This window comes from Paraburkholderia bengalensis, assembly GCF_037126505.1.
Taxonomy (GTDB): Bacteria; Pseudomonadota; Gammaproteobacteria; order Burkholderiales; family Burkholderiaceae; genus Paraburkholderia; species Paraburkholderia bengalensis.
This window is the reverse complement of the sequence record NZ_JACFYJ010000066.1, coordinates 1-23,138: the sequence shown is the minus strand read 5'-3', so window position 1 is coordinate 23,138 and position 23,138 is coordinate 1. Positions and strand designations below refer to the sequence as shown.

General features: G+C 62.9%; 22 protein-coding genes. 13 read left to right on the top strand and 9 right to left on the bottom strand.

All coding sequences use genetic code 11. The annotated features are described in order from the left end of the window. Positions 1–198: 198 nt before the first annotated feature. On the bottom strand, positions 199–1,044 hold the full coding sequence (locus tag H3V53_RS29860; RefSeq protein ID WP_336600949.1) for an AraC family transcriptional regulator: 846 nt from the start codon (positions 1,042–1,044) through the stop codon (positions 199–201). Between the two features lie 214 nt (positions 1,045–1,258). On the opposite strand from H3V53_RS29860, the gene H3V53_RS29855 reads away from it, so the two are divergent. After that, positions 1,259–1,762, top strand: a complete 504-nt coding sequence (locus tag H3V53_RS29855) for a GNAT family N-acetyltransferase (RefSeq protein WP_336600948.1) — start codon at positions 1,259–1,261, stop codon at positions 1,760–1,762. 523 nt (positions 1,763–2,285) lie between these two features. Here the strand turns inward: H3V53_RS29855 and H3V53_RS29850 are convergent. Then, entirely contained in the window at positions 2,286–3,035 is a 750-nt protein-coding gene (locus H3V53_RS29850) for an SDR family NAD(P)-dependent oxidoreductase (RefSeq protein WP_336600967.1), read from the bottom strand. A 92-nt stretch (positions 3,036–3,127) separates the two neighbouring features. Between H3V53_RS29850 and H3V53_RS29845 the strand changes: the two genes are divergently transcribed. Continuing rightward, positions 3,128–3,481 (top strand): winged helix-turn-helix transcriptional regulator, encoded by a 354-nt coding sequence (locus H3V53_RS29845; RefSeq protein WP_336600947.1) that lies wholly within the window; start codon positions 3,128–3,130, stop codon positions 3,479–3,481. A gap of 79 nt (positions 3,482–3,560) precedes the next feature. Here H3V53_RS29845 and H3V53_RS29840 read toward each other — a convergent pair whose 3' ends face one another. Next, positions 3,561–4,004, bottom strand: a complete 444-nt coding sequence (locus H3V53_RS29840; RefSeq protein ID WP_336600946.1) for a MarR family winged helix-turn-helix transcriptional regulator — start codon at positions 4,002–4,004, stop codon at positions 3,561–3,563. A 135-nt stretch (positions 4,005–4,139) separates the two neighbouring features. Between H3V53_RS29840 and H3V53_RS29835 the strand changes: the two genes are divergently transcribed. Beyond that, positions 4,140–5,681 (top strand): DHA2 family efflux MFS transporter permease subunit, encoded by a 1,542-nt coding sequence (locus tag H3V53_RS29835; protein WP_336600945.1) that lies wholly within the window; start codon positions 4,140–4,142, stop codon positions 5,679–5,681. A gap of 13 nt (positions 5,682–5,694) precedes the next feature. Here the strand turns inward: H3V53_RS29835 and H3V53_RS29830 are convergent, their stop codons facing one another. Continuing rightward, the gene (locus tag H3V53_RS29830; protein ID WP_336600966.1) at positions 5,695–6,387 is read right to left on the bottom strand and encodes a FadR/GntR family transcriptional regulator; all 693 of its coding nucleotides are present in this window, start codon (positions 6,385–6,387) and stop codon (positions 5,695–5,697) included. A gap of 219 nt (positions 6,388–6,606) precedes the next feature. Here H3V53_RS29830 and dgoD point away from each other — a divergent pair, with 219 nt between their 5' ends. Further along, a complete protein-coding gene (dgoD, locus tag H3V53_RS29825) occupies positions 6,607–7,755 on the top strand; it encodes a galactonate dehydratase (protein WP_336600944.1) in 1,149 nt (382 codons plus the stop codon). A gap of 246 nt (positions 7,756–8,001) precedes the next feature. On the opposite strand, the gene H3V53_RS29820 is transcribed toward dgoD, so the two are convergent. Beyond that, a complete protein-coding gene (locus H3V53_RS29820) occupies positions 8,002–8,931 on the bottom strand; it encodes a CopD family protein (RefSeq protein WP_336600943.1) in 930 nt (309 codons plus the stop codon). After that, on the bottom strand, positions 8,928–9,305 hold the full coding sequence (copC, locus tag H3V53_RS29815) for a copper homeostasis periplasmic binding protein CopC (RefSeq protein WP_336600942.1): 378 nt from the start codon (positions 9,303–9,305) through the stop codon (positions 8,928–8,930). Before copC ends, H3V53_RS29820 begins: the two co-directional genes overlap by 4 nt. 485 nt (positions 9,306–9,790) lie before the next feature. On the opposite strand from copC, the gene H3V53_RS29810 reads away from it, so the two are divergent. The 4 genes from H3V53_RS29810 to H3V53_RS29795 all read left to right on the top strand — a co-directional run bounded on the left by H3V53_RS29810 (position 9,791) and on the right by H3V53_RS29795 (position 14,358). Then, positions 9,791–10,522 (top strand): c-type cytochrome, encoded by a 732-nt coding sequence (locus H3V53_RS29810; protein ID WP_054917182.1) that lies wholly within the window; start codon positions 9,791–9,793, stop codon positions 10,520–10,522. Between the two features lie 20 nt (positions 10,523–10,542). Then, positions 10,543–11,841: a cytochrome c gene (locus H3V53_RS29805; RefSeq protein ID WP_336600941.1), complete on the top strand. Its 1,299-nt coding sequence runs from the start codon at positions 10,543–10,545 to the stop codon at positions 11,839–11,841. A gap of 173 nt (positions 11,842–12,014) precedes the next feature. Continuing rightward, positions 12,015–12,635, top strand: a complete 621-nt coding sequence (gene trhA / locus H3V53_RS29800; RefSeq protein ID WP_336600940.1) for a PAQR family membrane homeostasis protein TrhA — start codon at positions 12,015–12,017, stop codon at positions 12,633–12,635. A 196-nt stretch (positions 12,636–12,831) separates the two neighbouring features. Next, a complete protein-coding gene (locus H3V53_RS29795; protein WP_336600939.1) occupies positions 12,832–14,358 on the top strand; it encodes a DEAD/DEAH box helicase in 1,527 nt (508 codons plus the stop codon). 58 nt (positions 14,359–14,416) lie between these two features. Here H3V53_RS29795 and H3V53_RS29790 read toward each other — a convergent pair whose 3' ends face one another. Together H3V53_RS29790 and H3V53_RS29785 are read right to left on the bottom strand one after the other, a co-directional pair. Further along, positions 14,417–14,941 (bottom strand): hypothetical protein, encoded by a 525-nt coding sequence (locus tag H3V53_RS29790; protein WP_336600938.1) that lies wholly within the window; start codon positions 14,939–14,941, stop codon positions 14,417–14,419. 104 nt (positions 14,942–15,045) lie between these two features. Continuing rightward, positions 15,046–15,873, bottom strand: coding sequence for an acyl-ACP desaturase (locus tag H3V53_RS29785; protein WP_054917195.1), 828 nt, complete (start codon positions 15,871–15,873; stop codon positions 15,046–15,048). A 403-nt stretch (positions 15,874–16,276) separates the two neighbouring features. Here H3V53_RS29785 and H3V53_RS29780 point away from each other — a divergent pair, with 403 nt between their 5' ends. Together H3V53_RS29780 and H3V53_RS29775 are read left to right on the top strand one after the other, a co-directional pair. Then, positions 16,277–17,056: a DeoR family transcriptional regulator gene (locus H3V53_RS29780; protein WP_054917201.1), complete on the top strand. Its 780-nt coding sequence runs from the start codon at positions 16,277–16,279 to the stop codon at positions 17,054–17,056. A gap of 367 nt (positions 17,057–17,423) precedes the next feature. Continuing rightward, entirely contained in the window at positions 17,424–17,621 is a 198-nt protein-coding gene (locus H3V53_RS29775; RefSeq protein ID WP_054917204.1) for a hypothetical protein, read from the top strand. 171 nt (positions 17,622–17,792) lie between these two features. On the opposite strand, the gene H3V53_RS29770 is transcribed toward H3V53_RS29775, so the two are convergent. Then, positions 17,793–18,182, bottom strand: a complete 390-nt coding sequence (locus tag H3V53_RS29770) for a hypothetical protein (protein ID WP_336600937.1) — start codon at positions 18,180–18,182, stop codon at positions 17,793–17,795. 258 nt (positions 18,183–18,440) lie between these two features. Here H3V53_RS29770 and glpD point away from each other — a divergent pair, with 258 nt between their 5' ends. The 3 genes from glpD to H3V53_RS29755 all read left to right on the top strand — a co-directional run bounded on the left by glpD (position 18,441) and on the right by H3V53_RS29755 (position 22,455). Further along, the gene (gene glpD / locus H3V53_RS29765; protein WP_336600936.1) at positions 18,441–19,976 is read left to right on the top strand and encodes a glycerol-3-phosphate dehydrogenase; all 1,536 of its coding nucleotides are present in this window, start codon (positions 18,441–18,443) and stop codon (positions 19,974–19,976) included. Between the two features lie 153 nt (positions 19,977–20,129). Then, positions 20,130–21,629 carry a glycerol kinase GlpK gene (gene glpK, locus H3V53_RS29760; RefSeq protein WP_336600935.1) on the top strand — a complete coding sequence of 500 codons (1,500 nt, stop codon included), beginning with the start codon at positions 20,130–20,132 and terminating at the stop codon, positions 21,627–21,629. A gap of 139 nt (positions 21,630–21,768) precedes the next feature. Further along, the gene (locus H3V53_RS29755) at positions 21,769–22,455 is read left to right on the top strand and encodes an HAD family hydrolase (RefSeq protein ID WP_336600934.1); all 687 of its coding nucleotides are present in this window, start codon (positions 21,769–21,771) and stop codon (positions 22,453–22,455) included. Positions 22,456–23,138 lie beyond the last annotated feature (683 nt).

Below are 23,138 nucleotides of genomic sequence, written 5' to 3'. Positions count from 1 at the left end.
CGGATTTTGCTCTTACGGCCTTCAAACAGGCGGGCTTCAACGACTAGAATGGCCTTGATGTCGTGCAGGGCGTCAGCCTTGCGACGCTATGTAGCTTTGCGAACAACCTCGCAGAGAGACGGAGTTGAACCCGCAGATGAACAGTTACCGGTGGGAACCCAAGAGATCCTGATTTCGCGTTGCTCGATGGGGCACGGCCTACTGACGAGCCCTCGCGACAGCTCCCGGGGTCACACCAAAGATTGACTTGAAGTGACGCCCGAAATGGCTCTGGTCAGCAAAGCCAGTCTCCGCGGCTACATCGGCAATATCGCTACCTGCGAGCAGGCGCGATTTCCCCTTTGTGACGCGAAGCACCAACTGATATCTGTGCGGCGTCAAACCATAGGCTGACGCGAAGCGACGACATACGTCCGATGCCGACATCGAAGACACGCGTGACAGGTCGTCAAGCGATACGTTTCGATTCCAGAACTCGTGCATGAATTCGTACGCACGGTGAAGACCTGGGTCTGTATGGCCAGGCGACGTCAATGGAGCTTTCGAGCGAGGTGTAGCGCGATACTTACTCAGCAGTGACTCACAGAAGAGGGTCCACTCTCCCGACCACACATCGACCGTCTCCGGTGACACGATTATCTGGTCCACGAACGCCTGTGTCATTCGCACCTGTTGCGCGTCGTCCGGCAAGTCTCGCGTAAGTTGATGAATGTCCACGTCGAAGGCTTCACACTGCTGCCGCCACGCTTCGTCTGGAACATAGAGCATCACGTATTCGCACATTTCACCGACTGCCTTCCCGGCATGCGGACTGTCCGGAGGCATGCAGTAGACCTGGTTCTCTGCGAAGACGCGTTGGCTTCCCTTTTTAGCCGAGATATCTTTCGCTCCCGCGACAACGGCTCCTATCAACCAGGTGTCGTGCGCGTGGACCGCGAACCGATGGTCTTCAAATCTCGCATGCAATGCTTCAATCGCCCCGATTCTATCGACACGTCCATATTGCGCGAATTCGGTCGCACTTCGCCGTTTGTTGCCTGCCATTGTCGAGCGCATTCGAGGAATCGGAGCCTAAGAAAAAGCGGTGGCGTTGCCACTGGATTGCCACTACACGGCTTCGGCGAAGCCGCAAGCAACTTGCAATTGCAACGCAAGGACGTTCTATAGACGCGGCGGCCGTTTCTATAGACTGCGCCCACGCCCGAGGTAGATGAACGACATACATACCTCGCAACAGCGACAACCATGGAGCCACACTGTGCCAGCTTTCAAGCAAGACAATAAGTGGAACATCGTCGATTACCGCCCCGAATTCAAGGATGGGGTCATCGACCTGATTCTGACCATACAAAACATCGAAGCGGGTCTCGACATATCGATCGAGCAGCAACCCGACCTTCTCGCTATCGAATCAAATTACCTGAAGACTGGCGGCGGATTTTGGGTCGCAGTCGACGAGTCGGCCGACGTTATTGGCTCCATTGGGCTTCAACGCGAGACTGAGGCCGTCGCTGTCCTTAAGAAATTCTTTGTCAAGGATGGCTATCGCGGGGCCGGCGTCGCGGCCGGCTTATTTGACAAGCTGCTCGCATTCGCAGACCAGAAAGGCGTGAAGACCATCATCCTGGATACGCCATCCGTTGCTAGCCGGTCACACGCGTTCTATCGCAAGAAGGGCTTCCGCCAGATAGATAAGTCCGAAGCACCTATCGTGTATGACTACCCTGACCGCGACTCCCTATTGTTCTGTCTGGACCTCTAAAGCAAAACAGGAGGCGACGAACCTATCGCCGCCTGTATTTTTGGTTGCCCGACGAACCCGGTTTCAAATCGTCGAGCGATGCTCCCATCGCTGTTAAGCGCCTCAGCGCGTTCGTGGTGGACAGAAATCCGACAGCCGGAATCGCACGGAAATGGGCGCGATTCAGCGAGTATCGACGCAGTTGCAGAGTGACTCGCACCGAACGCATATATGCAATTTCGGAGACAAGCGCGCCAAATGTTGCAGACGACTTGCATGATGCCCGCACCCGCCACAGCGAGAGCCGGCAGACCCAATTTTCCTGATATGAGTGCGGGCGAAATCACGACGCGGCAAACGGCAAACGGCAAACACCGTCGACGCGAATTCATCCAAAAAAGATGAAGCCAGCTTCACGCCGTTTTGTTTCGTGAGTCTGGGGATACTCCATCGGCCCTTGCTCGAAAGCGTCAGGAACCGATGGCTTTTTGCATTGACGTCTGACACGCGCGTCCAAAGATTCGGACGGCAACCCCGCTGCAAGCTAAATCTGCGCCGAACCGCCGTCGACAAACAGTTCGCTTCCGTTGACGAAACTGCTTTCATCGGAGGCGAGGAATAGTGCAGCACTGGCGGTCTCGTCAGGATCACCCAGACGCCCGAGCGGTGTGGTCGCTTGTACCGCGCTCACCATCCCATCGTGCACGTCATTCGACGGTGCCAGGTTATGCCAACCCGGCGTCGACGTCGACCCAGGCGCCAGTACGTTCACGCGAATCTTGCGCGGCGCAAGGTCCAGAATCCAGCCGCGTGCGAAGTTACGGATGGCCGCCTTGCTTGCGCTGTAGACGCTAAATGCGGGGATGCCGGTGACGGCTGCCGTCGAGCCCGTGAGCACGATCGATGCGCCATCCTTGAGCAGCGGCAGGGCCTTCTGTACGGTGAAGAGCGTCCCTTTTACGTTAATCGCGAACGTCTTGTCGAAATGCTCTTCGGTGATATTGCCGAGCGCGGCAAACTCGCCACCGCCAGCGTTCGCAACCAGGACATCGATGACACCCGCTTCTTCGCGGATAGTGGCATAGAGGCGGTCGAGGTCTGCGAGATTCGATATGTCCCCCTGGACGCCTCGCGCGTTACCGCCGACCTCAGCCACTGCCGTGTCCAGTTCTTCCTGACGACGGCCAGTCATGAAAACACGCGCGCCCTCCGCGGCGAAGCGCTTTGCGATCGCGAGACCGATACCGCTGTTCGCGCCAGTGACCAGTACAACCTTCCCTGTAAGCCTACCCATCTCGACACTCCAATTACGTTTCGTGGTCGCATTATGGAACGGCACATTCTGATAAGATAGTACCTACCTAAAGGTAAGTATGAGGTGTTTGGATGGAACTGCGTTCGGACAGCTGCGGGTTAGAGGTCGCGTTGACGGTTATCGGCGGAAAGTGGAAACCGCTCGTTTTGTTTCACCTGAACCATGGCCCCCGTCGATTTGGCGAACTGAAGCGGCTCGTGACGGGCATCAGCGAGAAAGTCCTGATTCAGCAGTTACGCGAGCTTGCGGACGACGGCGTGATCACTCGCCGCGACTACCAGACGGTTCCGCCCAAGGTGGATTACGAAATGACCCCATTTGGTCATTCTTTGGCGCGAGCGTTGAAGCCGCTTTGCGCATGGGGCGATGAAAACCGGTTGCGGATTGCCGAGTTGCAAAAGGAAGCGCCGTCGGCAGTCGTCTGACATAGGGTGACAGGCACGCTGGGGCGGTGGGCGACCCAACACGAACGCCGACCAGCCCGCAGGCGGCGCAGCCGCAAACTCACCGCTCCACGATCCGCGTCAGATTCGCCCGCACCTTCTGCAGCAGCGCGATCAGCTGCTTCGTCTCCTCGTCGCTCAGTCCGTCCAACCCTTCGGCGGCGACGTGGTCGCCAACCTTCTTCGCGGCATCCAGCGACCGCTCGGCCTTCTCCGTCAAACGGATCTGCTTCTCGCGCCTGTCGCGCGGATTGCCGATTCGCTCGATCCAGCCGCCCTCTTCCATCCGGTCCAGCAAGCGGCCCGCCGAAATCGGCGCGACTTCGAGCAGATCCGCGAGCCGCGCCTGGTTGATGTCGCCGTAGAACGACAGATACGCGAGCGCACGACATTGCGCGCGCGTGAGATCGACCGACAGCCGCGCAAGATCGTCGAACCGCTTGCCGACCAGCCTGCCGACGTCCGAAATAAGAAAGCCGAAGCGCTCGTCAAAATGGGTTTTCATCGCACGATTATATGAAGAGGACGCCCGTCATCGGGCCGCAAGGCGCAGCGTAAACCAGTCGGCAAATTCAGCGTATCCCTGAAAGGCGACCGGCTATACAATAAGCATGCTTATTATTTTTCAAGACTTCGCGTCATGGCCTCCGATTTGCCGTTAGCCAAGCCCGCCGCCGTCGAGCTGAACCGTCCGATGATCACGATCGCGATCATGCTCGCGACGCTGATGCAGACGCTCGACAGCACCATCGCGAACGTCGCGCTGCCGCACATGCAGGGCAGCCTGTCAGCGTCGCAGGATGAGATCACGTGGGTGCTGACGTCGTACATCGTGGCCGCCGCGATCGCCACGCCGCTCACGGGCTGGCTGTCCGACCGCCTGAGCGTCAAGCGCCTGCTGATGTTCGCGATCGGCGGCTTCACGCTCGCGTCGGCGCTGTGCGGGCTGTCCGAGACGCTCACGCAGATCGTCGCGTCACGGCTATTGCAGGGCATCTTCGGCGCGTCGCTCGTGCCGCTGTCTCAGTCGATCCTGCTCGACATCAATCCGCGCGAAAAACAGGGTCAGGCGATGGCCGTATGGGGCATGGGCGTGATGGTCGGCCCGATCCTCGGCCCGACGCTCGGCGGCTGGCTCACTGACAGCTACAACTGGCGCTGGGTGTTCTTCATCAACGTGCCGATTGGCGCGTTCGCGTTGTTCGGCGTGCTGACCTTCCTGCCGACGCGCGAGCCGAAGCACGACGCGAAGTTCGACGCGTTCGGCTTCGCGACGCTCGGTCTCGCCATCGGCGCCTTGCAGGCGATGCTCGACCGCGGCGAACAGCTCGACTGGTTCGGCTCGCATGAAATCGTGATCGAGGCGCTGATCGCGTCGATCAGCTTCGCGTTTTTCATCGCGCATACGGCGACGGTCGGCAAGACGTCGTTCTTCAAGTACGAACTGCTGAAGGACCGCAACTTCGCGACGGGCACGTTCTTTATCTTCATCATCGGCGCGGTGATGTACGCGACGCGCGCCTTGCTGCCGCCGATGCTGCAGAACCTGATGAACTATCCCGTCGCGACGACGGGCCTCGTCACGGCGCCGAGCGGCGCGGGCACGATGATCGCGATGCTGTTCGCGGGACGGCTGCTCAAGCACGTCGATGCGCGCCTGATGCTGCTCGCCGGCTTTATCGTGTCGGCGTTCGCGCTGTGGCAGATGATGCAGTACACGATCGTGCTGTCGGCCTCGGACATCGTTTGGCCGGGCGTGATCCAGGGCTTCGGGCTCGGTCTCGTGTTCGTGCCGCTGAGCGCGCTGACGTTCTCGACGCTCGCACCCGCGCTGCGCGCCGACGGCACGGCCACGTACAGCCTGATGCGCAACATCGGCAGCAGTATCGGCATTTCGATCGTGCAGACGCTGCTCACGCGCAACACGCAGGTCTCGCACTCGGATCTCGCCGCGAACGTGACGGCGTTCAATCCGATGGTTCAGCCGATGCTCGCCGCCGGTTCGCGGATGAACATGGCCGTGCTCGATCTGTCGATTACGCAGCAGGCCGCGATGATTGCGTATCTGAACGACTTCAAGCTGATGTTCGTCGCGACCCTGGCCGTGATACCGCTCGTGCTGCTGATTCGCCCGTCACGCAAAGCGCCCGACGAATCGGTCGCGCACGCGGCGATGGACTAGCCCGCCAACGCATTCAGCCTTCGATGCGCCCGCGCGTCACGCCCAGCAGCGTCTCCATCGCGTGGCGCGCGCGGGGCGCGTCGCGATCGCGAATCGCCTCGAACACGGCCGTGTGCTCGCCAAGCGACGCGTTGAACACATCCGCGCGTCTTGCGTTCAGCCGCAACTGCGCTTCCAGCGTCCGCTCGATCAACGTGCCGAGCGGAATCAGCAACTCATTGCTGCAGGCGCTCAGCACGCTGAGGTGAAACTGCAGATCGGCGCGCACCCATTCGTCGACATTGCGGGCCGCTACCATCGCGGCATGCGCGGCGTCGAGCGCGGCGAACGTCGCGTCGCCATGCGAAGCGGCCGCGAGCGCGGCGGCGTAGGGCTCGATCATCTCGCGCATTTCCTGCAGCTTCAGCGCGAAATCCATCGCGGGCGCGACCCGCGAATACCAGTCGAGCAGATCGGCGTCCAGCAGATTCCACGCGGGCTTCGGACGCACGCGCGTGCCCACGCGCGGCCGCGATTCAATCAGCCCTTTCGACGTCAGCGTGCGCAGCGCCTCACGCAGCACGGTGCGGCTGACACCAAAGGTCTCCATCAACTCCGCTTCGCGCGGCAGAACGGATTCGGGCGCGTAATCGCCGCGCAGGATGGCGGTGCCTAGCAGATACGCGACGCGGCCGTGCAGATCTCGCTGAATGTCGATTCTCCTGATGCGTTTGGAACTGGCGATTATCGGCGATCACGTCCTCGAACCCTAATGTCGCCGGCATGAAACCTTCGCTCGAATAATACTATTAATAGTATTTATAGGCGGTTTTGTTGTAGGATGTGGCTCCTCAACGGTGCACCGCCCGCGTCCCGATATCGGGACGAACGCCTCGGCGCGGTGCTCATACCGCAATCGGCTTTTTGCACGCAAAGGAGACGTCCCATGAAGATCACCAAAATCGAGACATTCATCGTTCCGCCGCGCTGGTGTTTCGTGAAGATCGAGACCGACGAAGGCATCGTCGGCTGGGGCGAGCCGGTTGTCGAAGGCCGCGCGCACACGGTCGCCGCCGCCGTCGACGAACTGTCCGACTATCTGCTCGGCAAAGACCCGCGCAACATCGAAGACCACTGGCAGGTCATGTACCGCGCGGGTTTCTATCGCGGCGGCCCGATTTCGATGAGCGCGATTGCGGGCGTCGATCAGGCGCTGTGGGACATCAAGGGCAAATTCCACGGCGTGCCCGTGCACACGCTGCTCGGCGGTCAGGTGCGCGACCGTATCAAGGTCTATTCGTGGATCGGCGGCGACCGTCCGAGCGACGTCGCGAACAATGCGCGCGCGGTGGTCGAGCGCGGGTTCAAGGCGGTGAAGATGAACGGTTCGGAAGAACTGCAGATCATCGACACCTTCGACAAGGTGCAAGGCGTCATCAACAACGTCGCGGCCGTGCGTGAAGCGGTCGGCCCGAACGTCGGCATCGGCGTGGACTTCCACGGCCGCGTGCACAAGCCGATGGCGAAGGTGCTAGCGAAGGAACTCGATCCGTTCAAGCTGATGTTCATCGAAGAGCCCGTGCTGTCGGAAAACGTCGAAGCGCTGCGCGACATCGTCAACCAGACGAGCACGCCTATTGCGCTCGGCGAGCGTCTGTACTCGCGCTGGGACTTCAAGCACATTCTCGCGGGCGGCTACGTCGACATCATCCAGCCGGATGCGTCGCACGCGGGCGGCATCACGGAGTGCCGCAAGATCGCGTCGATGGCGGAAGCCTACGACGTCGCGCTCGCGCTGCACTGCCCGCTCGGCCCGATCGCGCTCGCCACGTGTCTGCAGATCGACGCCGTCAGCTACAACGCGTTCATCCAGGAACAGAGCCTCGGCATCCACTACAACCAGGGCAACGACCTGCTCGACTACATCAGGAATCCGGAGGTCTTCAAGTACGAAGACGGTTTCGTGTCGATTCCGCAACGTCCGGGTCTCGGCATCGACGTGAACGAAGACAAGGTGCGCGAGATGGCGAAGATCGGCCACCGCTGGCGCAACCCGGTCTGGCGTCACGCGGACGGCAGCGTCGCCGAGTGGTAAGCCGCAGCCTGCGTTAGCGCGATTGAGACACAAGCGCCGCCTGCGGGCGGCGCTTGTCATTGGATGATCCGCTGGCGCTCCGTGGTTTCGGCAACGACGTTACGTCAGCGGCGCGTATCGGCCACGCGGCACGTTGTCGAGAAGCGCCGCAAGCCGGCCAAGCCGACGATAGCGCGCCACGCACCCGGCCGTATGCGGCACTTTGTTGCGTGCTCGCCGAGCGCGTCGCCACAGAGCCTCGCGCGTCTAGCCGAGCGCCGCATACCCCGGCACGCTATGCGACAGGACGGCCGCGGCAGCGAAGATACCGAGCATCGCGAGTGCCTCGAGATACAGCAGGTTCGCGAACGTGTGCGCATCCATCGTCGATGCCGTGCGGCGCAATCTGGGAAGCGCCGCGAAACGGTTCAGCCCCCCAAGCACGAGCGCGAGTGCGACAAGCGCAAGCTTGAGCAGCAGCACATGCCCCCAGGTGCTCGTTTCGATCGTCGCGAATGAATTGCCCGAGCCTCGCGCCGCGTTGAACACGCCCGTGAGCATGACGAGCGCGACGGCAACGAGCGATACGTTTGACAACTGCGTCGCCGTGCGGATCAGCACGCCGCGCGCGACGGACGCACCCAGCGCGGGCAGCACCGACAACCCGCCCGCGAGCACGAGCCCGCCCCAGACGGCCGTCGTGAGCACGTGCAGCGTATGCATGCCGATGGCCGCCGATGCCACGCCCGCGTCGGCCGCGTGCCCGAGCGACGCCTTGCCGCCCGCAATCGCGATCACGGCGAGCCACAGCAGCGCGTTGCGCAATACATTGGTCTGTCCTGCGAACGAAACGATCAGCAACATCAGCGCGCCCGCGAAAGCGATGCTCCAGCCAAAGCCGACGTGCGTCTGCGACAACATCGTCGGCACGACGCCGAATGCTGCGGGCAAACGCACGCCCGCCATTTCGGCCGCCTGATAAAGCAGCCAGCCCAGATCGGCCACCACCAGCACGAGCGCGGAAACCTGCATCGACCGCTGCGCGCGCAACCACGCGGGACGCGCGGGCGCGATGCTCGACTGGGCGTCGTTGGCGAGCCACGCGCCGAGCAGCGCCGCGCCGACGGCAAACGCAAACGCAACGTTCATGAGCGCGGCCATCGAGACCTGCCCGATCCACAATCCGTCGATGCTCATTTGACGGTAAAGGCGTAGCTGCCTTTCGTCCGATGTCCATCTTCGGCGACGGCCGCCCATTGCACGGTGTAGCGCCCCGGCGCGAGCGTCGACAGCGCGAGATGCATGGTGTTGTGGTCCGCGGCATCGACGGTGGAAGCCGTGGACGCGGCCTGCTTGCCATCGGCACCGACGAGCGCGATCTTGCTGAACGCCGGTTCGAGCGGCTCGCTGAACCGGATCGTCACGCTGGCAGGCGCGGCGACTTCGGCGTTGGGCGCGGGCTCGCGCAAGGTGGGATTGGCATGGGCCAAGGCGTTCGACGCGACGGCGAGCGACACGCCAGATGCCGCGAGCCAGCGAAGCGGCAAACGGGAAAGCAGGGAGAAAGTCATAGGCTGGCTGAAAGTGAAACGATCAAACGTACAGGGACGGTCGGGATAGTACGCTTCGATATGCCTGCGCCCGCTCAGTTCAATCACTGAGTTCAATGGCTCGGTTCAACGACCGCAAAGCATGGGGTCGGGCATGGCGGGTGCGAAGCCCTACACGAACCGGCTCAAAACAGGAACAGGGGCGATGCAACGAAGCGACAGTCGACGTCCGCGCAAAATGCGCAATCTTAAAATAGTTGGAAGCGCTATCGCCAGGCCGACCCTCGGTTGCAGCCCTGAGCCGTTGCCGGCAAGATGACCGACGATTGCGTCAACTTGTCGCATCTGCGGTGTCGCCGAGGCGCGTCAGGAGGGATTTTCGTCGCGTGTGGCAAATAGTCACCATTAGCCAGCGATGATAGAATGCTGCGTCGCCGCGCAGCGTCTGCAGCTTTATCGCGCTGCACACACCGATCCGTTCGAAGTTCGGCCAGTCCCCGATAATGATGGAGTCACGCGTGTCTTCAAGACGCATTTTCCGCCCGTTGCTCGCCCTGGTGTTGATCGGGTGCGCAGGCGTATTGAGCGCTGCGAAAGCGCAAACCCAGCCCCAGGCTCCGGACACGATGGAAGCGCGCGTGCAAGGCTGCACGGCGTGCCACGGATCGAAAGGCCAGGGCACCGACAACGACTACTTTCCGCGTCTCGCGGGCAAGCCGGCCGAGTATCTCTTCAACCAGTTGAAGAACTTCCGTGAAGGCCGCCGCCGTTATCCGCCGATGAACTACCTCGTCACGTATCTCTCGGACGACTACCTTCACGACATCGCGACTTACTTCTCGCAGCAGCGTCCGCCGTATCCGACGCCGTCGAAGCCCACGGTGTCCGACGCAACGCTCGCGCGCGGCAAGGAAATCGTGCTGAACGGCGACGCGTCGCGGCAGATCCCTGCTTGCGCGGCATGCCACGGCAAGCTGCTGACGGGCATGGAGCCGGCCATCCCCGGTCTGGTCGGCCTGCATATGGACTACATCAGCGCGCAGCTGGGCGCGTGGCGTTCGGGTTCGCGCCATGCCATCGAGCCTGACTGCATGCACACGATCGCCACGCGTCTGACGGACGCCGACGTGAACGCAGTCGCCGCGTGGCTCTCCACGCAGCAAGCGCCGCAGAACCCTGTGCCGGCGCCCGCCAAATCGTTGAAGACTCCGCTTGCCTGCGGCAGCGAACCGCAATAAGGCACCGGGAGAGACAAACAATGAAACGCAAGTCTTTGTTCGCGCTTTCGGCTGTCGTCCTGGTTGCGGCCGCCGCGCTCGTTCCCGTCCTGTGGTCGGGCAGCGACTACCTGCACAACGGCACGGCCGTCGCCGCCACGCCAGCCGATCAGGCGGATCTGATCAAGAAGGGCGAATACCTAGCCCGCGCCGGCGACTGTATCGCCTGCCATACGGTGCGCGGCGGCAAGGAATTCGCCGGCGGCCTGCCCATGCTGACGCCGTTCGGCACGATGTTCACGCCGAACATCACGCCTGACGACCAGTACGGCATCGGCAAGTGGACGCAGGACGACTTCTATCGCGCGATGCACACGGGCCGCTCGAAAGACGGCAGCCTGCTCTATCCGGGCTTCCCGTTCACGAGCTACACGAAGGTCACGCGCGCCGACGCCGATGCGATCTATGCCTACCTGCGCTCGATTCCGCCCGTCTCCGTACCGAGCCGTCCGCACGAGCTGAAGTTCCCGTTCAACAACCGCAATCTGCTGATCGGCTGGCGTACGCTGTTCTTCCGTGAAGGCGAGTACAAACCCGATCCCACCAAATCGGTAGAATGGAACCGTGGCGCGTATCTGATCGAAGGCCTCGGCCACTGCGGCATGTGCCACACGTCGATCAACGCGATGGGCGGCCCGGTCAACTCGGCGGCATTCGCGGGCGGTCTGATTCCGCTGCAGAACTGGTATGCGCCTTCGTTGACGTCGAACAAGGAAGCCGGCCTCGGCGACTGGGACATCAAGGACATCTCCGATCTGTTGAAGACGGGCGTGTCGCAGCGCGGCGCGGTGTTCGGTCCGATGGCCGAAGTGGTTCACAACAGCCTGCAGTACATGACGGACGAAGACATCCACGCGATGTCCACGTACCTGAAGACGATTCCGCAAAAGGACGAGGCGCCCGAACATCTGCAACTGGAAACGTCGCAACAGTTCGGCAGCGAACTCTTGAAGCAAGGTCAGAAGATCTACGCTGACAACTGCGCGAAGTGCCATGAGGCAAACGGTCTGGGCCGGCCGCCGGCGTATCCGCCGCTGGCGAACAACCCGTCGATCCAGATGCCGTCGGCCGTCAACCCGATTCGCATGGTGCTGAACGGCGGCTATCCGCCGAGCACGGGCGGCAATCCGAAGCCGTTTGGCATGCCGCCGTTCGCGCAGGCGCTGTCGAATCAGGAAGTGGCCGCCGTCGTGACGTACATCCGTCAGTCGTGGGGCAACCACGGTTCGGCTGTATCGCCGCAACAAGTGTCCGATCTGCGTTCGGCGCCGCTCGACTGAGCGTCGTCTGGTCGTTAGGGGCGCGGCCTGCGGTTATCGCGGCCGCGCCCTTCGCTTTTTGCAGAACCGTAGTCGCAAAGTCTCATCGCCGGCGTATCGGACAGTCGACATATCGGACCGTGAGTCCCGTGTCGCATGTCGGATGATGTGGGCATCATGTAGGAGAGAGTAGCGTGCATGTCGGAGAGCGTCTGAACAGCATCACTCACCTCGTCGGCGCCGTACTGTCGGTGGCGGGGCTGGCGACGCTCGTGACGATGGGCGCGCTCGACGGCGATGCGTACAAGGTGGTGAGCTTCAGCGTCTACGGCGCCATGCTCTGTGCGCTGTACGGCATCTCGACGCTGTACCACAGCGTGAGTGGTCCGCGTCTGAAGGCGATCTTGCAGAAGTGCGATCACTCCGCGATTTATCTGCTGATCGCGGGCAGCTACACGCCGTTCACGCTGGTCACGCTGCGTGGTCCGTGGGGTTGGTCGCTGTTCGGCGTGAGCTGGGGTCTGGCCGCGCTCGGTATCATGCAGGAACTGACGCTCGGGCGACGCACCCGCAGCGTATCGATGGTGCTTTATGTGCTGATGGGATGGCTCGCGCTCGTTGCCGTCCGCCCGCTGGTCACTGCGTTGCCGGCCGCGGGCACGGCCTGGCTGCTCGCAGGCGGGCTCATCTATAGCGCGGGCATCTATTTCTTCATCAACGACGAGCGCATCCGGCACGGACACGGCATCTGGCACCTGTTCGTACTCGCCGGCAGTCTGTGTCAGTTCGTCAGCGTCGCGCGTTATGTCGCATGAGGCGCGCGGCGGCGGATGCAACTTAATGCCAGTCGACGTGTCTGCATAGCGCGTCGAGCAATTCGGCACGCACTGCGCGTGCCGCCGATTTCTCCGCGAACGGTGACTGTCGGGCGAGCGATTATGCGAATCGCCCGCGAACGCGCCTGATGGCTGCGTTCAATCCGTTCGCACAATTGCATTGCAAAGAGTTTTTATGTCTTTTGATTCCCTCGGCTTGTCCGAACAGCTGGTCCGCGCAGTCAACGAACTCGGCTACACATCGCCGACACCGATCCAGCAGCAAGCCATTCCCGCCGTGCTCAACGGCGGCGACCTGCTGGCGGGCGCCCAGACGGGCACCGGCAAAACGGCGGGCTTCACGCTGCCCATCCTGCAACGCCTGCTGACGATGCCGCCCGCACCGGGCGGCAAGCGCGTCGTTCGCGCGCTGATCCTCACGCCCACGCGCGAACTCGCCGCGCAGGTCGAAGAAAGCGTGCGCGCGTACGGCAAGTATCTGAAGCTGAAGTCCACGGTGATGTTCGGCGGTGTCGGCATCAATCCGCAGATCGACGCACTGCGGCGCGGCGTCGATATCGTCGTCGCCACGCCTGGGCGTCTGCTCGATCACATGCAGCAGAAGACCATCGACCTGTCGCATCTGGAAATTCTCGTGCTCGACGAGGCCGACCGCATGCTCGACATGGGCTTCATTCACGACATCAAGCGCGTGCTCGCGAAGCTGCCGCCGAAGCGCCAGAACCTGCTGTTCTCGGCCACTTTCTCCGACGAGATCAAGTCGCTCGCCGACAGCCTGCTCGACTCGCCCGCGCTGATCGAAGTCGCGCGTCGCAACACGACGGCGGAGACAGTCGCGCAGAAGATTCACCCTGTCGACCGCGATCGCAAGCGCGAGTTGCTCACGCATCTGATCAAGCGTCACAACTGGTTCCAGGTGCTCGTGTTCACGCGCACGAAGCACGGTGCGAACCGTCTCGCCGAACAGCTGACGAAGGACGGCATCAGCGCGCTCGCCATTCACGGCAACAAGAGCCAGTCGGCACGCACGCGCGCACTGTCGGAGTTCAAGGACGGCACGCTGCAGGTGCTGGTGGCGACCGACATCGCCGCGCGCGGCATCGATATCGACCAGTTGCCCCACGTCGTCAACTTCGATCTGCCCAACGTGCCGGAAGACTACGTGCACCGCATTGGCCGCACGGGCCGCGCGGGCGCGACGGGCGAGGCAATTTCACTGGTGTGCGTCGACGAGCTGCAACTGCTGAAGGACATCGAGAAGCTCATCAAGCGCGCCGTGCCCCAAGAGGTGATCGCAGGTTTCGAGCCGGACCCGAATGCGAAGCCCGAGCCGATCCAGCGTCGCGGGCAAGGCGGCGGCGGACGTCAGCCGCGCCAGGGGCACACTGCCGGACAAGGCCAGCGTCAAGGCCGCGAGCAACCAAAGCGCGAAGGTTCCGCCAACGCGAATCAAGGCGCAGCGCGCGGCCCGCGCACGTCAGGTGACAAGCCGAAGCAGCACGCCAAGCCGCAAGCGCCCAAGCCCGCGCATGCGCGCAACGACAACCCGCGTCATCAGGACAAGCCGCGTGCCGCCGCGCACGACGGCGCTTCGCACACGCCGCATGCGCAGCGCAAGCCGCGCAACGGCAATCCGGGTGCACTACTCGGTGGCGGCCAGCCGCGCCGGGACGCATCGCGCGGTGGTCAACGCGGCAACTGACGCGTAATCCACAGTGCACTGAAATGGGATGCCCGCGCTCCTGAACGGGCATCTACCGTTACCTGCCAGCCGCCGCGCCGCCGGCGGCTTTCTTCAGCCACTCGACCTGCTGCGCCCAGCGCTCGAGCACCGCGTCCTTCCCCGCTCCCAGTTCGAACGTGATCCCCGATGTCAGCCGTGCATAGGGCACACGCTGCGATTCTCCGGATTCGATCGCCCCTGCGAAACAGGCGAGTTCCGCCTCGTCGGCGTTCACGCGCGTGAGCGCGAGTTGTACCTGATAGAAAGCCTCATCGAATACGAACGTCAGCGCCGCCCGGCCGTTGCGCGCAATCGCCTGCGTCGCGCGCGATTGCGGCCATAACGCGATGCACAGCGTGCGCGAGTCAGGCGCATACAGTTCCCCGATGCCGAGCAGCGACGTGCGCAGATGCGTGCCGCTTGCATCCGTCGTCAACAGCGAGGCCGTGAAGCCGACTTTCGATGCAAGCGCTGCGCCGTCGAACAGTGCGCGCAATTCGATGGGCCACTCGTCGAACACCTGTTGATCGAGTGCGCGCTGCGAGCCCGTTGACGATGTCATGTGCGTGTCCTCCATTGTCGTTCGCGCGGGCCCCCTCATGCCGCGCGCGCAATGCAGATGGCCCGCGCGCAGCGGGCCATCCGTCTTTCAGCGATCTGCCGCGTTCAGCGGAAGAACACGTGCTGCGTGATCTTCGCGAGCGGGTAATGGACGCCGGGCTGGATCTTCGCCGGCAGATCGAGCGGCTTGAGCAGCATCTTCACACACATGTCGGCGGACAGGTTGTGACGCACGAGCCGGTTCACGCGCGAGGCCTTGTCGCGGTTGTAGGCGGGATCATTGACGCGCTCCGGATAGCGGATCGCGAACACGTGACGCAGCGCGATCTCCGAATCTTCGTTCTTGATTTCCATCACGCGACGCATCAGCGCGCCGAGCACGGCGAGACGTCCGTTGCCTTCGATCTTGTTGTACTTCTTGAAGTACTTGAAAAAGTGCTTGTAATGACGGACTTCGTCCGTTCGGATGTTGTCGGTGATTTGCTTCAGCACGGGCTCGTCCGAACATTCGCCGATCGCGCGATACAGCGTGGCCGTGCCCGTCTCCACGACGCAGCGCGCGACCATCTCCAGCGCCCGCGTCTTCTCGAAGTCTTCGACATTGCAGGTCTTCGAATACTCTTCGAAGAAGTTGCTGAACGCCGTGTCCCAATCGAATTCCGGCCACACGTGCGCGATATACGCCTTTAGCGCGCGGCCATGCTGCATCTCTTCGGGCTCCCATTCATGGTTGAGCCAGGCGGACACCTCGGGATCGCCATTGAAGAACTTGCTGAGATTGCTCGTGTAGAGGTCGGTGCCGCTCTCGATGAACGACGCCGCGCACAGCAGCAGCAACAGGTCTTCGTTGGCGACCGCGCGTTGACGGTCGATGCGGGTGAGATCGATATCCTCGATGCGCCAGGGCATCACGTGGCCAGCCTCGTTGTGCATAAAAGTTCGCTCCGAAAACCGTAGCGCCGCGAGCGCGGGCTGAACCCAATGCCGTCCGGGTCGACCGCCGCCCATGACATCTACAGTGGCTTGCAACACTGAATTTTTAACTTCATCTTAGCCGCTGCTTTGCAACTTCGCAGATGACTCAGCACAGACCGTGCCGAAACGGCGCAGTTCCGCGCCAACGGTAGAATCACCGTGCGAATGCGCAAGCCGGCGCAAAGCCGGCCGATTCGAGCGCCCGGGCCAGTTCGGGCCGCACGGTCCCGCCTTTCGACAGACGTTCAAACGTGCGAACAATGCCGCCGTCCGCAGCGGCCGACGACGGCGGCGACGAACGTCTTACAATACGGCCAGGCCAACCCTCGACCGCTTCCCGCGCGGCGACCACAACAACACCATGACACGAGACCCCCGCCTCACGCTTAATGCGCGTCAACAGGAACTGCTGGAGTGGGTGCAACGCGACGGCTTCGTCACGGTCGACGACCTCGCCGCGCACTTCGACGTGACGCCGCAGACGATCCGGCGCGACGTCAACTGGCTCGCCGACATGAACTTGCTGCGCCGCTACCACGGCGGCGCCAGTCTGCCGACCAGTTCCGAAAACGTCTCATACAGCGCACGGCAGAGGATGTTCCATGATGAAAAGCGTCGCATTGCGACGCTGGTCGCGACGCACATTCCCGATCAGGCCTCGTTGTTCATCAACCTCGGTACGACAACGGAAGAGGTCGCGCGTGCGCTGAACCGTCATCGCGGGCTGCGTGTGATCACGAACAACCTCAACGTCGCGAGCATGATGAGCGGCTATCCCGACTGCGAGGTGCTGGTGACGGGCGGCATCGTGCGTCCGTGGGACAAGGGCATCGTCGGCGAACTGGCGATCGACTTCATTCGCCAGTTCAAGGTGGATTTCGCGATCATCGGCACGTCGAGCATCGAAACGGACGGCACGCTGCGCGACTTTGACACGCGCGAGGTGCGCGTCGCCGAGGCGATCATGGAGCATTCGCGCACCGTCTTTCTGGCCGCCGATCATTCGAAATTCGGCCGCCCGGCGCTCGTGCGCCAGGGGCATCTGAACCAGATCGACTCCCTCTTCACCGACGCCCCGCCGCCCGCCGACATGACGGAAACGCTGGCCAACTCGGGCACCCAGGTCTATATCGCCGACTGACGCGCGGCATCGGCGCATGGCGGGCGGAAACCCCCGCTTGACGTTTTCCGCCATGCTGCAGCGCACGCAAAACCTCCAGTGAAATCAAGGATCTGGCGTTCTTGCCAGACCGCCGCTCGCGCGCATTGCTGTCAACGGGAAAATTTACTGGGGCCGATTTGGACTTCCGGCTGGCATTGACTACACTCCAGTTCCCCAACGTCCTTAAACGGTTTTCAGACCGGGCGGAATGCGCCGGACACGCGGGGATGAGAGCAAAACTTCAGGCCTGACCCGTGGGGACAACCGCCCGGCGGGTCCTCCGCCAACCGGCAGGGCCGTCGGCTGGCGCCAAGGCAAACCGAGTAGCTTGACACGGAGAGAAACGATGCTGAGTCCGCATGAATTCGCCACGTTGTTGCTCGTCAAAGACGCCCCCAACCAGGTCGACATGGAACGCGAAGAACTCGACGCGCTGCTCGAACGGCAGCTCGTGGAGCTCGAAAAACTCGCGTCGGGCTTGCACCAATGGCGGATCACGGAATCCGGCGACACGGCTCTGCGGGCTATCAAGCGCTTTTCCTGACGGCGAACGATCGAATCTACCCGTTTGCCGGTCGTCTTCCTGCGGCCGTCGGCGTGTTCGCAACGGACACGCCAGTGCACGGGCGCCTGGACGGTCACGCGGCTTCGCCCGCCTGGCCGTCTTTATGTTTCTGGGACTTTCGTGTTCGCCGTCCGCTGAACGGCGCGGCGCTCAGCCGCTTCGGAGCGTCGGGTCGACAGCCGCGCGCCAGCTCAGCGCCTTCACGCGCTGCGCGTTGAAGTACTCGACCCACTGATTGCGCGCCGCCGGATCGCCGCTCGCGCCCAGCGCGGCATAGCGCTGCGCAATCGACGTCTGGAATGCGCAGTAATCCGCCTTCGATAGCCCGCCGCGCCGGTTCGCCACATACGCATCGAACAGCGTCACATAGACAGACTGCGCGTCGCTGCCGTAATCGGCGGGCTGGGCGCCGCACATTGACTGCAGGTCCGCGAACGACGGCGCGCCCAGCGTACCGTTCAGGCTCGGCGTGCTGACGCAGGCCGTGAGCGCCACCGCAATCGACAGCGCTGCCGCGCTCGTCTTCCAGAGTCCACGCATGGGATTCACCTCGTGATGCTGCCTTCCGGCCGGTCGCCGGAAGTTTCGTCTCGCCCCATAAATGATGCCATTCGCCGCCGTCGCGCGTCATCCTGGCGTCGCCATCCGCAACTCGACGGCGAGCGAAAACGCGCGCTCACCGCGCGCGAGTCGAACTTTACTTTTTCGAATATGTTCATTAAAGTTTCGAAAACGAACATTACGATTTCGTATGACTCCGCTTCTCCAACCTGTTTTCTCCGTCAAGGGGCACCCCCGGTGACGCAAGACTCAACATACGACCTGCTCGTCGTCGGCGGCGGGATCAACGGCGCGGGCATCGCGCGCGACGCGGCGGGCCGCGGCCTGTCCGTGCTGCTGTGCGAACAGGACGACCTGGCCGCGCACACGTCGTCGGCCAGCACCAAGCTGATACATGGCGGCCTGCGCTATCTCGAGTACCGCGAGTTCGGACTCGTGCGCAAGGCGCTGCAGGAACGCGAAACACTGCTGCGCGCGGCGCCGCACATCATGTGGCCGCTGCGCTTCGTGATGCCGCACATGCCCGATCTGCGGCCCGCGTGGCTGATCCGCGCGGGGCTCTTTCTCTACGATCACCTCGCGCGCCGCGAACTGCTGCCGGGTTCGCGCGGCATCGACATGCGCAAGCATCCCGCCGGCAAGCCGCTCGTCGATTCGATCACACGCGGCTTCGTCTATTCGGACGGCTGGGTCGACGACGCGCGCCTCGTGGTGTTGAATGCGCTCGACGCGTGCGAGCACGGCGCCGTCATTCTGACGCGCACGAAGCTCATCAGCGCGACGCGCATAAACGGCGAGTGGCACGCGCAGTTGCAACGCGCGGACGGCGCCGCCCTCACCGTGCGCGCCCGGTCGGTCGCGAACGCAGCGGGCCCGTGGGTCGGCGAACTGCTGCGCGGCCCGCTGTCGCGCGGACGCGAAGCGAACTACAGCGTGCGCCTCGTGAAGGGCAGCCACATCGTCACGCGCAAGCTGTTCGAGCACGATCACGCGTACATCTTCCAGAACCCCGACAAGCGCATCATTTTCGCGATCCCGTATGAGCGCGACTTCACGCTGATCGGCACGACCGATCTCGAGTATCAGGGTGATCCGTCGAAAGTCGCGATTGACGCCGCCGAAACGCAGTACCTGTGCGACTCGATCAACCGCTACTTCAAGCATCACATTGCACCGCGCGACGTGGTCTGGACTTACTCCGGAGTGCGTCCGCTGCTGGAGGACGAGAACGCCGACAACCCGTCCGCCGTGACGCGCGACTATCGGCTCGAACTCGACGCGCCCGCAGGCGATGCGCCGTTGCTGTCGGTGTTCGGCGGCAAGATCACGACGTTTCGCAAGCTCGCGGAAGAAGCCGTCGATGAACTCGCGCGCGCGTTGCAGCACGGCAAGCCGGCGTGGACAGCAGGCGCGCCGTTGCCGGGCGGCGATATCGAGCATGCGAATTTCGAGCGCTTCGCGTCGCAGTTCGCGCAGCAGCACGGCTGGCTTCCCGCCGGTCTCGCGCGCCGCTATGCGCGCGCGTATGGCACGCGCGCGTCGCGTGTGATCGGTGCCGCGCGTTCGCTCGACGAACTCGGCCAGCCGTTCGCGCCCGGCCTGTACGAAGCCGAATTGCGCTATCTGCGCGAAACCGAATGGGCGACAACGGCACACGACGTGTTATGGCGGCGCTCGAAGCTCGGCCTGCACGTCGAGCCCGGCACGCTCGAGCGCGTCACGCACGACATCGACGCGTGGTTCACGCGCGCCACGGCGAAGCAGCACGCCTGAGCCGTTTCCGCGCACGCACGCCGACATGCGCCGGCGCGCGCGATTGCCCCGCGCCGCCGCGGCGCATGCAACAATCGGCGACAGCACATTCTTTTCGCCTGAACCGGGCGCGCCGCCGCGCCGGTCCGATAAAAAACGCATGGAGATGAGACGATGCAGGATCAGTACATCCTGGCGCTAGACCAGGGCACCACGAGTTCGCGCGCGATGCTGTTCGATCGCGACGGCAATGTCGTCTCGGTTGCGCAGAAGGAATTTCAGCAGATCTATCCGCATCCGGGCTGGGTCGAGCATGATCCGCAGGAAATCTGGGCGACGCAGGCAGGCGTCGCCGCCGAAGCCGTCACGCACGCCGGATTGAACGGCACGTCGATCGCGGCGATCGGCATCACGAACCAGCGCGAGACGACCATCGTCTGGGACCGCGAAACGGGTCATCCCGTCTACAACGCGATCGTCTGGCAGGACCGGCGCACGGCCGACTTCTGCGACCAGCTGAAAGCGCAAGGCCTCGAAGAAAAGGTTCGCGCCAGGACCGGCTTGCCGATCGACTCATATTTCTCCGCGACCAAGATCCGCTGGATTCTGGATAACGTCGAAGGCGCGCGCGAGAAGGCGAAGCAAGGCAAGCTCGCGTTCGGTACCGTCGATAGCTGGCTCGTGTGGAATTTCACGAAGCACGGGCTGCACATCACCGACGTGACGAACGCGTCGCGCACGATGCTCTTCAACATCCACACGCTGCAGTGGGACGACGAACTGCTCGACGCGCTCGACATTCCGCGCAGCATGCTGCCCGAAGTGCGGCCGTCGTCCGAAGTGTATGGGCCGACCAAAACAACCGTATTCGCGTCGAAGATTCCGCTTGCGGGCATCGCGGGCGATCAGCACGCCGCGCTATTCGGCCAGATGTGCACGCGCTCCGGCATGGTGAAGAACACTTATGGAACCGGCTGCTTTCTCGTGATGAACACGGGCACGAAGCCGATCGAATCGAAGAACAATCTCGTCACGACGATCGCCTGGCAGATCGGCGATCAGGTCAACTATGCGCTCGAAGGCAGCATCTTCATCGCGGGAGCCGTCGTGCAATGGCTGCGCGACGGGCTCGGCATCATTCGCAGCGCGGCGGAGATCGAGACACTCGCGCGCAGCGTCGAGCATTGCGACGGCGTGTATCTGGTGCCCGCCTTCGCGGGCCTCGGCGCGCCGCACTGGAACGCACGGGCGCGCGGCACGCTGTTCGGCGTGACGCGCGGCACGACGTCGGCGCACATCGCGCGCGCGGCGCTCGATTCGATTGCGTATCAATCCGTCGACGTGCTGAAGGCGATGGAAGCCGACTCGGGCATCCACATCGACGAACTGCGCGTGGACGGCGGCGCGTGCGCGAACAATCTGCTGATGCAATTCCAGGCCGACATTCTCGGCGTCGATGCCGTGCGACCCAAAGTCAGCGAGACGACGGCGCTCGGCGCCGCGTATCTCGCGGGTCTGGCGACGGGCTACTGGAAAGACATCGACGCATTGCAAAGCCAATGGAAGCTCGAGCATCGCTTCTCGCCTTCGATGCCCGCGGACCAGGCGTCCGCCTGTCTCGCCGGCTGGCAGCGCGCAGTGCGCGCGGCGAAGGCATGGGCGGACACGCCGTGATCGTGTGATGTGATTCCGTGCACTAACCGCGCCGCGCAACGCCCGACCGGTCTCCCGCGCCGGGCGTCAAAGCACGTATCATGTCGTTTTCAGCCCGCGTTCGAGTGGCTTGCGGGCGCGCCCTTCCTTCGTTTTCCGCATGATCGACCATCTCATTTGCGACTGCGACGGCGTGCTCGTCGACAGCGAAGTCATCGCCGACCGCGTGATGCACGACACGCTTGCGGCCACCTTCCCCACGCTCGATTTCCACGAGATCTGCAAGACCGCGTTTGGTCAGCAGACGTCACGTTTTCTGGAGAGCGTCGAAGCGGCGTTCGACATTCGTCTTCCCGCTGACTTTCTGCAGACCGTCGAGGCCAACGTCGAAGCGGAGCTTGCGTCGTCACTGTCGGCGATCAGCGGCGTGCGCGACGCCTTGCAGCGCGTGCCGTTGCCGGCGGCCGTGGTGTCGAACAGCCGGATGGCGCGCGTCAGTGCATCCGTGCGACGCGCGGGACTCGCCGGGATTTTCGGCACGCGGGTGTTCAGCGCGGAACAGGTGGCGCGTCCGAAGCCTTACCCCGACGTGTATCTGTTTGCCGCACAGCAGTTGAATGTCGAACCCGCGCGGTGCGTGGTCGTGGAAGACAGCGTTGCCGGTTTGAACGCGGCGCGCGCGGCTGGGATGATGACGATTGCGTTTGTCGGCGCGAGTCATATTCCTGATGGCTATGCCGACGTGCTGCGCAATATGGGCATCACGCGGATCATGCAGCATATGGATGAGCTGCCCGCGCTCGTCGAGGCGGGTTTGCGTGGGGCGTTTGGGGATGTGCAGTCTTGATGGTTTTGTGTTTTGTCTGCGACGCCGTGGGGTTTGCATCGCTGGCATCCGCTTTTTGTCTCTGGTTTATTGGCGTTGCCCCTGTGCGGGGCGGCACCTACTTTTCTTTGCAGCGGCAAAGAAAAGTAGGCAAAAGAAAGCGGCGCATACCGAGCCGCTTGACCCGTTACCCACGGGCTCTCAACGCCCCCGTCATTCGCTCATTTCCGCTTCGGCTCGCGTGAGTGGCCAGCGCGCTGAACAGCGCCTCACCCGTTCGTACACCCGTACAGCAAACAGCCGCGCTGATTGGTATAGGCCGTCATGCGGCAAACTCTGTGTCGGCCGTCGCGCCACGCGGGAAACCCTCGGTGCGCGATGGTTTTCGTCCGTGCGCGGCCCTCAACGGCGGGACAACCTACACATAGTTTGCCGCATGTGGACATCGATCCACTGACGCGGTTAGCTCTTTTACGGGTGCGTGAAGCGGGTGAGGCGCATGGAGAGAACGGTGGCAACGAACGTGGATGACTACGTTGCCGCGTGAAGGGTGGGGAGGTTGAGAGCCCGTGGGCGAATGTCAAAGGCTGGCGGTGTGAGCGGCCTTCTTTTGCCTACTTTTCTTTGCCGCGGCAAAGAAAAGTAGGTGCCGCCCCGCACAGGGGCAACGCCAATAAACCAGAGGCAAAGAGCGGATGCCCGCA